The 12,566-nt window shown below is 43.3% G+C and carries 9 protein-coding genes; all 9 read left to right on the plus strand.

Features of this window, described 5'->3' with window-relative positions:
• The first annotated feature begins 12 nt into the window (after nt 1–12).
• The 9 genes from A6M13_RS11160 (at nt 13) to A6M13_RS11200 (ending at nt 11,795) form a co-directional block, all read left to right on the plus strand.
• Nucleotides 13–819 carry an enoyl-CoA hydratase/isomerase family protein gene (locus tag A6M13_RS11160; RefSeq protein WP_083998336.1) on the plus strand — a complete coding sequence of 269 codons (807 nt, stop codon included), beginning with the start codon at nt 13–15 and terminating at the stop codon, nt 817–819.
• A complete protein-coding gene (locus A6M13_RS11165) occupies nt 785–2,206 on the plus strand; it encodes an MmgE/PrpD family protein (RefSeq protein ID WP_066546211.1) in 1,422 nt (473 codons plus the stop codon). The genes A6M13_RS11160 and A6M13_RS11165 overlap by 35 nt, the downstream gene beginning before the upstream one ends.
• Nucleotides 2,207–2,220: 14 nt before the next feature.
• On the plus strand, nt 2,221–3,054 hold the full coding sequence (locus A6M13_RS11170) for a fumarylacetoacetate hydrolase family protein (protein ID WP_066546214.1): 834 nt from the start codon (nt 2,221–2,223) through the stop codon (nt 3,052–3,054).
• Nucleotides 3,055–3,113: 59 nt separating this feature from the next.
• The gene (locus A6M13_RS11175; RefSeq protein WP_066546217.1) at nt 3,114–4,256 is read left to right on the plus strand and encodes a cupin domain-containing protein; all 1,143 of its coding nucleotides are present in this window, start codon (nt 3,114–3,116) and stop codon (nt 4,254–4,256) included.
• Nucleotides 4,257–4,274: 18 nt separating this feature from the next.
• Nucleotides 4,275–5,453: an FAD-dependent monooxygenase gene (locus A6M13_RS11180; RefSeq protein ID WP_066546220.1), complete on the plus strand. Its 1,179-nt coding sequence runs from the start codon at nt 4,275–4,277 to the stop codon at nt 5,451–5,453.
• 108 nt (nt 5,454–5,561) lie between these two features.
• Nucleotides 5,562–6,758 (plus strand): CaiB/BaiF CoA transferase family protein, encoded by a 1,197-nt coding sequence (locus tag A6M13_RS11185; RefSeq protein WP_066546238.1) that lies wholly within the window; start codon nt 5,562–5,564, stop codon nt 6,756–6,758.
• 14 nt (nt 6,759–6,772) lie between these two features.
• On the plus strand, nt 6,773–7,711 hold the full coding sequence (locus A6M13_RS11190) for a hydroxymethylglutaryl-CoA lyase (RefSeq protein ID WP_066546221.1): 939 nt from the start codon (nt 6,773–6,775) through the stop codon (nt 7,709–7,711).
• Between the two features lie 16 nt (nt 7,712–7,727).
• On the plus strand, nt 7,728–10,313 hold the full coding sequence (gene acnA / locus A6M13_RS11195) for an aconitate hydratase AcnA (RefSeq protein WP_066546223.1): 2,586 nt from the start codon (nt 7,728–7,730) through the stop codon (nt 10,311–10,313).
• Nucleotides 10,314–10,331: 18 nt separating this feature from the next.
• Nucleotides 10,332–11,795, plus strand: coding sequence for an aldehyde dehydrogenase family protein (locus A6M13_RS11200; RefSeq protein ID WP_066546225.1), 1,464 nt, complete (start codon nt 10,332–10,334; stop codon nt 11,793–11,795).
• Nucleotides 11,796–12,566: the final 771 nt, after the last annotated feature.

Below are 12,566 nucleotides of genomic sequence, written 5' to 3' on the forward strand. Positions count from 1 at the left end.
GAGTTTTCGCACATGACAGTCGAAACACAAACGTATGAAACCTTAAAGGTCGAATTTCTTGGTGAAGATCAAGAAGTGATGGTTGTCACGCTAAACCGTCCCGATGTAATGAACGCGATGAATACAAAAATGCTCGAGGAACGCTTAGCGTTGTTCCGCGAGCAAGCATATAACAGTGAATTGCGTTGCATCGTCATCACAGGCGCGGGTGATAAAGCATTTAGTGCAGGTGGCGATTTAAAAGAGCGCAATAACATGGGCAATAAATCATGGGGGAATCAGCACCAGATTATTGAAGAGTTAGTCTTGTTAACGCGAGATTTCCCGGTGCCAATTATTGCAGCTGTTGAAGGATATGCATTAGCAGGTGGCTGTGAGCTTGCATTATCAAGTGATTTTATTATTGCTTCTGAAACAGCAGTATTTGGCTTATCTGAAGCACTGCGCGGTATTTTACCAGGCGGTGGTGGTTTACAAAACTTGGCGCGTGCAATTGGTGTACGTCGTGCGAAAGAAGTTATTTATACAGGGCGCAAATTAGATGCGAGTCTCGCGTATGAATGGGGTCTTGTAAATGAAGTCGTACCAAAAGGACAAGCGCGTGACAAAGCAATTGAAATTGCCTTTAAAATTGCAGCCAGCGCACCAATGGCTGTACGTGCTGCGAAAGTGTCGATCAATAACGGCTCAGAAACGGATTATCATAGCGCGTATGCACTTGATATTGCCGCGTATAACTTACTTGTAAAATCTGAAGACCGTCTGGAAGGGGTTGCGGCTTTCAATGAAAAGCGTAAACCAAAATGGAAAAACCAATAACGACATCATGGACAAAATCGTTACGTTTATTCAACAAACGACGTACGATTCGTTGCCAACACAACTTGTCACGCTAGCGAAACAAGCAATTATTGATACGCTCGGTGTATCGATTGCTGGTTGGCAAGAAGAAGCGGTACAAAAGATTATTGCTGTATATGGTACACAGTCAGGCGATGCTTCTCTTTGGGGAGAGGCGCGTACCGTACCGGAAGAAATTGCGGCACTCATTAACGGCACAGCATCGCATGTACTTGATTACGACGATGCATCTGCAGGGGTTATTATTCATCCAAGCGCACCGATTTTAGCGGCGATTACACCGGTAGCGGAGCGTTTACAAAGCAGTGGCAAAGATGTCATTACAGCCTATGCAATTGGAACAGAAGTGATGATTCGTATTGGCGAAGTAATGGGGGTTCAGCATTATCGTCTTGGTTGGCACGCAACGGATACGTTAGGCACGCTTGGCGTAGCCGCAGCGTGCGCATATTTAGAACAATTAACAGACGAGCAATGTGCTCACGCAGTAGCAATTGCTGCATCGATGAGTGGCGGTTTACAAAAGAACTTCGGTTCGATGACAAAGCCGTTACATGTCGGGCTGGCAGCTTCTAATGGTATTCAAGCTGTCAAATTAGCAGCCGCAAACTTTACCGGCAATCGTTATATTTTTAACGACCGTGGCTTTTTCTTAGCGTATGGTGGCATGACTGAGGAAGACGTAGCGCAAAAAAGTAGCGCCTTTATACTTGGGTCGCCGTATGACTTATTGACAAGCTTAGCGGTTAAGAAGTTCCCATGTTGTTTTGCGACGCATCGCTTCATTCATGGCATGCTTACATTAAAAGAAGCACATCATTTAACGCTCGATAATGTAGAGGACATCGTGCTTCATGCACAGTCGCGCAGCTTATTACCACTTGTCCATTCACGTCCACAAAGTGGGCTACAAGGCAAATTTAGTGCCGAATATACGGTGTTAGCAGCACTTGAAGATGGACATGTATCACTAACAAGCTTTACAGACGAACAAGTACAGCGCCCACACATTCAGCAAGCATTTCATAAAGTGACGGTGCTACCACTTGAGGAGCCAAATGAGCCTGTAAAAGGGCTATTACCGGTTACGTTGCGTATTACAGCAAACGGACACGTATATGAACATGCTGTACCAATTGCGCCAGGCTCCGTTGAATTACCGTTATCTGAAGCGGAACATCGTGATAAATGGGTGAGCTGTTTACAGTTTTATACGTCTGATGTACATACAGACGCGTATATACAGTGTTATGAAGATGGCATGAAGCTAGAGCAATATACAAGCTTCGATGACTGGCTACAAACGGTATATACAACAATTCAAGCACCAGTACTGAAAAATTAGGGAGGCGTAAGTTGATGAAAATTGCATTATTTAATGAAAATTCAGTTGGGGTCGTAAATGGTGAAAATATAGTAGATGTAACCGAATTAACAGGTTGGGATAAACAAGATCCACAAGGTTCTCTTGTGAAATTTATGGGGAATTTCAATGATTTAAAGCCAAAAATTGAAACGAGCTTAAATGATTGCCCGGTGTATACAATTGATGAAATTTCATTACGTGCACCAATTCCAAATCCAAGTAAAATTGTTGCAGCACCGATTAACTATATTTTACACAAAGAAGAAATGAATACAGCGTTAACAGTAGACCGTCTTGGCTTCTTCTTAAAATCACCTTCATCAATTATCGGACCAAATGATACGGTGTTATTACCATTTAAAGACCGCCGTGTGGACCATGAAGCAGAAATTGCATTCGTAATTGGGAAAGAAGCAAAAGATGTGAAAGCAGAAGACGCAGCAGATTATATTTTTGGCTACTTAGCATTAATGGACATTACAGTGCGTGGAAAAGAAGATCGTCCATGGCGTAAATCATTTGATACATTCACACCAATTGGTCCATGGATTGTCACAAATGATGAAGTACAAAATCCAAATGAATTACAAATGAATTTATGGGTGAATGATGAGATTCGCCAGTCTGCAAATACAAGTGACTTAATTTATGATTGCTACAAGTTTTTAGAAGCCGCATCAAGTGTCATGACATTATTACCAGGTGATATCGTAACGACTGGCACTCCTGAAGGCGTAGCGCCAATTACACAAGGGGATACAGTGCGCATTCACATCGAGCGTATCGGTGAGTTCTCGGTGCACGTTGACTATAAGCCAGGCATTTAATTGAAGCAGCGTTTGTACGTTATTGACACCATTACTTATATGAGAGTGAGGAATATACAATGGCAGAACACAAATTAGATCAACAATGGACACCAGAGTTACTACAATTTCACGAGGAACTGCAAGCAAAAAATATGGGACCACTTTGGGCATCTGTATTTAGTTCATCGCAACCAACACCACGTGCGATTCCATACTTATGGAAGAAACAATTAATTTTAGATATGTTGGAGAAAGCGAAAAACTTATTGCAAGTAGGAACAGGTTCGATTGATCGTCGTGCGGTTTATTTAGTCAACCCAGGGATGAAATACTTACAACCACATGGCTGGGGCGGTGCAACACAAACGTTATATGCAGCTGTACAAGCATTAAATCCAGGTGAAATTGCACCACCGCACCGTCATATGACATCTGCCTTACGCTTCATTATGGAAGGGAAAGGTGCATCTGGTGTTGTAAATGGCGTGAAATACAATTTCGAGCCAGGGGATTATGTGATTACACCAGAATGGTGCTGGCATGATCATATTAACGAAGGAGACGAAACGGTTTTATGGATGGACTGCTTAGATATTCCATTCACATCTGCGTTAACGAGCTCATTCTTTGAAATGTATCCAGCGGAAAAACAGCCAATTGATTTCCCAGAAGATTACGGAACAAAACGTTATGCAGGCGGGATGGTGCGTCCAATCTCTGACCGTAAGCCATCACCAGCACCAATTGGTCGTTATACATGGGATTTAACGAAGCAAGCAATTGATGGGCAAAGTGAATTTGAAGCAGATCCATTTGATGGCTATGCAGTAGAGTACATTAATCCAACAACTGGTAAAGATGCAAATGGACGCATTGGTGCACGTATGCAAGGGTTACCACCAGGCTTTAAAGGTAAAGCGCATCGTCATACACATAGCTCAGTATATGTTGTGCATAAAGGAAGCGGCTACACAGTAATTAACGGCGAGCGTTTCGACTGGGAAGCGGGCGATTTCTTCGTCGTACCGGTATGGGCTGTGCATGAGCATGTGAATACATCAGAAACAGAAGAAGCATTTTTATTCTCAACAAATGACTTACCAATCATGGAGTTATTCGGCTTTGAACGCGAAGAAGCGTACAGTGAAAATGAAGGGCATCAACACATCGTTAAAGTGTTTGAGCCAGATTTCGCAGAAGACTCTGTAGTTATTGAATAACAAAATGAGGTGAAACGCATGAATGTGGAGGAAGTAATCGTAATTGGTGGCGGAATTGGTGGCTTAGCGGCAGCTTATGGTATCGCTAAGCTTGGCAAACGTGTCGCTGTATTAGAGCAAGCAGAAAAATTTGGCGAAGTAGGTGCTGGTTTACAAGTAGCACCAAACGGTTTACGTGCATTAGATGAGCTTGGTGTATTAGAAGAGGTGTATAAGCTAGCAGTATTCCCACGTAAGCATGTGTTTATGGATGCATTAGCAGGTACAGCATTATCAGCGGTTGAGTTTGGCGATAAGTTTAAAGATAGCTTTGGCTATCCGTATATCGTGATTCATCGCTCAGATCTACACCATGTTTTATTAACGCATTGCCAGCAATTGCCGAACATTACGTTTTATACCGATCATAAAGTGGTGGACGTAAATGAAACACCGGACTATGTTGAGTTAACATGTGCAGGTGGCCAAGTATTGCGCGGCGAAGCAGTTGTCGGAGCAGATGGTATTCACTCAGCAACGCGTAAATTATTTACGCAAGCTGGGCCAGTGCCATCAAAATATGTTGCTTACCGTTTCACTGTACCAATGGATGAAATGACGATTAACATCGATTGGGATGAAAAATTAACATGGATTGGTCCTGGGATTCATCTTGTGCAGTACCCAGTACGCCATAAAAGTGTCATTAACCAAGTCGCTGTATTTAAAAGCTATCGCTATAACGAAGAAACAGATGATTGGGGCTCATTAGACGAACTACGTGAAATGTTCAAAGATTGTTGTCCAACAATTCAAGAATCACTAAAATTCGTTCAAGAAGGCTTCGTTTCAAAATTACATGATATTGAGCCATTGGAAAAATGGTCAACGAATCGTGTGACATTGCTGGGCGATAGTGCGCATGCGATGCTGCAATATTTAGCGCAAGGTGCATGCCAAGCATTAGAAGATGCCGCTTGTTTAGTGGATAAATTACGCGATGCTTCGAATGTAGCAGATGCTTTCCATGCCTACGAGCAAGAACGTATGCCACGTACAGCGCAAGTACAACGTGGTGCACGTCAATGGGGCGAAATTAAACACGCAGAAGATGATGTGACACGCTTATTACGTGACACAATTATGTTAAACCGTCGCGCAGATGACTACACGTATTTAGAGTGGTTATATAAAGAACGAAAACCAGCGTCTGTGTAACGCGTAGCACGATCAATAAGCAAGGGGGCTATATTCTGTTACGTAGTGGAGGATATAGCTCCTTCTTTATTTTATGTACATGGAGGATGTGAGGACATGACAGTTCAAATGAAGCGAGGCGCACTTGATGGCATTCGCATATTAGATTTATCGACCGTTATTGCAGCACCATTTGGAGCGACATTGCTAGGTGATTTTGGCGCAGAGGTTATCAAAGTGGAGATGCCAGGCGTTGGAGACCCATTACGTAATTTAGGTCCGTACTATGAAGGGGAAGGCCTACGCTGGTCAGGTATTGCACGCAATAAAAAGTCATTAACGCTGGATTTACGACAAGAGCAAGGGAAAGAAATTTTAAAAGAACTTGTCAAAAAATCAGATGTTGTCATTGAAAATTTCCGTACGGGCACACTTGAAAAATGGGGCATTGGCTATGATGTGTTAAAAGAAGTGAATCCCGATTTAGTGATGGTACGTGTCACAGGCTATGGTCAAACAGGACCGTATGCACATAAAGCAGGCTTTGGTACTCCGGCAACCGCGTTTAGTGGCTTTACGTATTTACACGGTTATGAGGACCGTCCACCGATTAGTCCATCGTTTTCATTAACAGATTATGTGACGGGTATTTATGTAGCGTTTGCGACGATGACCGCATTATATTACCGCGATTGTCAAGATGGCGTTGGGCAATCAGTTGATGTGAGCCTATATGAATCGATGTTCCGTATGATGGAGTTTTTAGTAACGGATTACGATCAAACCGGTCACATTAAACAACGTTCACCAGGGCTTAGTGGACACTCTGCACCTGCAGGGAACTTTTTAACAAAAGATGGAAGTTGGATTATTTTAGTCACAAGCTCTGATAAAACGTTTGAGCGTTTAGCGCATGCGATGGACCGAGCAGATATGTTAACCGATCCACGCTACCATACAAACTCAGAGCGATTACAGCGTTTTGACGAAGTAAATGGTATTGTCGCAGATTGGGTGAAGACGAAAACAAAAGACGAACTACAAAGCTATTTAGATGAATGTGGCGTACCAATGAGCCCTATTTATAGTATTGAAGATATTTTTAATGATCCACAATATCAAGCACGTGAAAATATTGTCGAAGTGGAGCACCCACGCTTAGGGAAAGTGAAAATTCCAGGCGTTGTGCCGAAGTTTTCAGAAACACCTGGCTCGATTCGCGAAATTGCGCCTGATTTAGGGGATCATAACGAAGCGATTTTACATGGCTTACTTGGCTATAGCGTAGAAGAAATTGCGCAATTGAAAGAAAAAAATATTATTTAAAGGAGCATCACACTATGACGAAAACAGCTGTTCATTTAACGGAAGTATGTCCACGTGATGGTTTCCAAAGCATTCGTGAATGGATTCCAACCGATGTCAAAGTCAAAATTATAAATACGTTAATTGACTGTGGCTACAAGCAAATTGAAGTCACGTCTTTTGTGCATCCAAAAGCCATTCCACAGTTAAAGGATGCAGATGAAGTACTTGCACAAATTAAACGTCCACCTGGTGTGACATTCCGTGCACTTGTGCCAAATGTTCGTGGCTTAGAGCGTGCCATTCATGCAGGTGTACATAAAGCAAAGCTCATGTTATCTGCATCTGATTCGCACAGTATTAGTAATGCAAACTGTACGACAGAACAAGCACTTGCACAATTTGAGCCGTTAATTGAACGCGCAAAAGACAGCGATATTGAAATTGCTGGCTCAATCTCGGTCGCATTTGGTTGCCCTTATGAAGGTGAAGTACCACTCGCGCGCTTAGTGATGATTTGCGAGCGCTACGCAGCGTTTGGTATTGAAGAAGTGTCACTTGCGGATACGACAGGGATGGCCAATCCAACACAGATTAAAGAGACGGTTCGTGTGTTAAAGGCGCGTTTCCCGCAGCTTATTTTCACCTTGCATTTACATAACACGCGCGGCATGGCATTTGCGAATGCAGTAGCAGGTTATGAAGAAGGTATTCGTCATTTTGATAGCTCAACAGGTGGTTTAGGCGGCTGTCCGTATGCACCAGGAGCAAGCGGCAACATCGCATCTGAGGATTTAATTCATGGCTTTGAAGCGATGGGGATTCCAACGAATGTATCGCTTGATGCCGTCATTCATGCGGGTGCAGTGATTCAAGAACAGCTACCAGCATACATTGATAGCTTTATTTTGAAAGCAGGAAAAAGCTCTGATTTATCAGCAACACCAACAGCGCAAGTAAAAGTAGAGTCGTAAGTAGGGGGCATACGCGATGAAACAACAAACATTTGAAGCGATGCAGCTATACCGTTTACAATCGCTTGAACAAATAATCGGTGTGCCGCTTCACACATTACCGTATACGATTAAGATTGTGCTTGAATCACTGATGCGCAATGCACAAAAGTTGAAGCTAACAAATGAGCAATGTGAAGCGCTCATCAAGCAAGTAGCAACAGGCCAAAGCGTGGACATTCCCATTTTACCAACGCGTGTGATTATGCAGGATGCTTCCGGTGTTCCAGCGCTCGTTGATTTAGTCACGCTTCGTGAAACATTAGCGCATGATGGGGTTGATCCACAAAGTGTGAATCCTGTCATTCCGGTGGCGCTTGTCATTGACCATTCAGTCCAAGTAGATACATTCGGACATGCCCATGCCTTTTCTGAAAACTTAGCTGAGGAATATGCACGCAATGAAGAGCGTTATGCCTTTTTGAAATGGGCACAACAAGCTTTCGAAAACGTCGTCATTATTCCACCAGCAAACGGTATTATTCATCAAGTGAATATGGAATATTTAACGCATGTTGTGACCGAGCAACACGGAGTTGTACATCCGGAGCTTGTCATTGGCACAGATTCTCATACAACGATGGTCAATGCGCTTGGCGTACTTGGTTGGGGTGTAGGCGGAATTGAAGCAGAGGCTGCGATGATGGGCGTTGCAACAAGTATGGCACTTCCACAGGTTGTCGGCGTGAAGCTAATTGGGGAGCCACAAGTAGGTGTAACCGCAACAGATATTGCCCTTACAATTACTGAAACATTGCGTAATGAAAATGTCGTTGGGAAATTTGTGGAGTATTTTGGTGATTTAGCTCATTTTAGCATTCCAGACCGTGCAACAATTGCAAATATGGCTCCAGAATACGGTGCGACATGCGGCTTTTTCCCCGTAGATGATGAGACACTTCGTTTTTTACGCTTAAGCGGTAAAAAGGAAGAAGACGTCTTACGCGTCGAAACGTATTGTAAAGCACAAAGTTTATTTTATGACGCGACGAAGGAAGCACAGTATACGAAGGTAATTACGATTGACGTTGCCGCGATTACACCAAGTATTGCCGGGCCAAAACGTCCGCAAGACCGCTTAGCGTTACGCGATGTAAAAGGTCAGTTTACGCATACGACGAAACATGCGCAAGTACGTAATCGCACATTGGGAGATGGTTCGCTTGTGATTGCCGCGATTACAAGCTGTACGAATACTGCCAATCCATACAATATGATGACGGCAGGTTTGCTCGCTAAAAAAGCAGTTGAATATGGCTTGACTGTAGATGCAACTATTCAAACAAGTTTAGCACCAGGTTCAAAAGTGGTGACGGATTATTTAGCGAAAGCACAGTTGTTGCCGTATTTAGAAAAACTGGGCTTTTATGTTACGGGCTACGGATGCTCAGTATGTGTCGGGAACACAGGGGAGCTAGCAGAAGATGTACGCACGGCGATTGAGAAGCATCAGTTAACAGTAGCGGCTGTATTAAGTGGCAACCGTAACTTTGAAGGACGTATCCATCGCCTTGTAAAAGCAAATTATTTAGCGTCCCCACCACTTGTGATTGCGTATGCCTTAGCAGGGACAATGTATATTGATGTCACAACAGAACCGCTTGCTTACGCACAAGACGGACGTCCGGTTTACTTAGCAGATATTTGGCCACAACATGAAGAAGTCGAGCGCTTAATATCACAAATAATTACGCCTGCTTTATTTGAAAAAGCATATGCCAATGTGTTGACAGGCGATGCTACGTGGCAAGCTTTGCCATATGAAGCGACCCCAACATTTACATGGAATCGTCACTCTACGTACTTCAAGCCGTCACCGTTCTTTAACTTGCAAGCGAATCGCTCGATAACAGATGCGCGTGTGCTGTTAAAGCTTGGTGATTCGATTACGACCGATCATATTTCACCTGTTGGGCACATTGAACAAGATAGCGCAACAGGTCGTTATTTAGCGGAGCAAGGTGTGAGTTATCGAGACTTTAATTCATACGGCGCACGTCGCGGTAATTTTGAAGCGCTCGTGCGTGGTACGTTTGCGCATCCACGTCTACAAAATGCGCTTGTGGATAAACAAGGCGGCTACACACGCTATCTACCAACACATGACACGGTTGATATTTATGAAGCCGCAAAGCGCTATGAAGCACAACGTACACCTCTTATTATCATTGCCGGAAAAGAATATGGTACGGGAAGTGCGCGTGACTGGGCTGCGAAAGGTACAGCTCTTCTTGGTGTCAAAGCGGTTGTCGCCGAGAGCTTTGAACGCATCCATCGTAGCAATTTAGCAATGATGGGCGTAGTGCCCCTTCAATTTATTGACGGAGAGCATGCGGCCATGTATGCGTTAACAGGCGAAGAAACATATACAATTGAGTTGCCAGCAAGTCTTACCCCAAAACAACGTGTACACATGCATGTGACGCGTCCAACCGGGGAACAATTGACGATTGACGTCTATTTACGTTTAGATACACAACTTGAAATTGAGCTGTATCATAACGGAGGTATTTTTGAAACAATTTATCGCGCACGCAAGCAGCATGCGCTCGCAAACTCATAATCGAAATGAGGGATAGAGATGGAACAATTAACACAGCAACAATTGACGAAGCAATTTATTAATGGTGAATGGCGAGAAGGTGCAAGCAAGAAGACGATTACAAGCTATAACCCGTATACAGGAGAAGAGCTTATAACGATTCAAGCTGCAAATGAACAAGATTTAGATGATGCGTACGCAGCGGCTGCCCGCGCTCAAAAAGTATGGGAACAGTCACCGCTCGTGGAAAAGAAACAACGCTTTGAACAATTAGTCGAAGTATTGCTAGAAAAACGCGAGCATATTACAAACTGGCTGATCGATGAGGCAGGAAGCACGAAGCTAAAAGCGAATGCCGAATTTGATTCATCGGTACGTATGGTGAAAGAAGCAGCCAGCTTTTTAACGCGCATTACAGGTGAAATATTACCATCATATATACCAAATAAAGAAAACCGTATTTACCGTAATGCTAAAGGAGTTATCGGTGTTATCGGGCCGTGGAACTTCCCATTTTTACTAGCGATGCGTTCAATTGCGCCTGCCATTGCGACAGGAAATGGTGTTGTGATTAAGCCGGCTTCTGATACACCCGTGACATCAGGCTTATTATTTGGTGAAATTTTTGAAGCAGCAGGGTTCCCAACTGGTTTAGTCAATGTTATCGTCGGGCGTGGCTCAGAAATTGGCGATGCATTTGTCAAGCACCCCGTACCGAGTTTAATTTCATTTACAGGCTCTACAGAGGTAGGGCGTCGCATTGGCGAGTTAGCGGGCTATCATTTAAAAGATGTGGCGTTAGAGCTTGGTGGGAACAATGTAATGATTGTATTAAAGGATGCTAATATTGCACGCGCAGCACGTGCAGCTGCATTTGGTTCTTTTATGCACCAAGGACAAATTTGTATGTCATTAAACCGTATTATTGTGGAAGCAGATGTGCACGATGAATTTGTCGATGCCTTTACAGCGATTGTTCGTAGTTTTAAAGTCGGCAATCCACATGAAGCAGATACATTTATTGGGCCACTCATTAATCGTGAGCAAGTCGAGCGCATTTTAGCAGATGTACAAGCAAGTGTTGCGCTAGGTGCTACTGTTGAAGTGGAAGGAGCTGTAAAAGATTGTGTCCTTCCGCCAATCGTGTTAACGAATGTCACAAATGATATGCCAATTGCCAAAGAAGAAGCATTTGGTCCGGTTGCAAGTATTATTAAAGCGAACGATGAAGCACATGCGCTGACGATTGCCAACGACTCTCCGTATGGCTTAACAGGCTCTATTTTTACAGAAAATTTACATCACGGCGTAGAACTTGCTAAACAAATCAAAACGGGTATGGTGCACATTAATGACCAGTCTGTAAATGATGAGGCGCACGTTCCATTTGGTGGCGAAAAAGACTCGGGTGTTGGTCGCTTTAATGGAGAATGGGCGATTGAAAAGTTCACAACGGTAAAATGGATTGGCGTTCAAAATGGCTACCGTGAATATCCGATTTAAAAGAACGAAAGCTTAACGACAACACATTGACAACAATAGAAGAAAAGTGTAATACATGTATTACAAAACACTAAGAATAGATTTTTGAAAAACCCCTTATGAAAATACAAAAAAGCCACGGTGAATTTACTCTTCATCGTGGTTTTGTTTGTACCGAACATGCGTATGAGTGATAAATGGCAATCAGGTAGTAATTGGATCGTACAAGAGGCTTTAACGATTTCCGCTGTGCTAAACGATATGGTCAGCCATTTAACAAACCGAATGAAATCATCTCTCTATTGTTGTAACGTACGTTCAGTACTGGACTCTTTTGAGTGACTTAAACGTAAAGAACGTTTGTCTACTTAACAAGATGTCGAAGTACAGGTTCTAAGTGAACAGAAAATTCGCACTTAAAAATATTGTCAATGAAATAATTTTCACATAAAATGGAATGTGAGCGTAATAGATTTTGGGATAAACTAATGCAACTTTTAGTGTGCATATCGTTTGATATCCGTAAATCGCTGTCTCGCTCCGCATAGGGCGAGTGGATTGAAATGGACAACTTCTACTTTAGGTACGATGCAGATTTATGTCTCGCTCTGCATAGGACGAGTGGATTGAAATGGACAACTTCTACTTTAGGTACGATGTAGATTTATGTCTCGCTCTGCATAGGGCGAGTGGAGAGATATGGACAGGATGTAATTTAGGTACGATGCAGATTTATGTCTCGCTCTGCATAGGGCGAGTGGATTGCGGTGGAGGGGGGGGGGGGGAGGGAGG

The sequence above is a fragment of the Caryophanon tenue genome, assembly GCF_001700315.1.
Taxonomy (GTDB): domain Bacteria; phylum Bacillota; class Bacilli; order Bacillales_A; family Planococcaceae; genus Caryophanon; species Caryophanon tenue.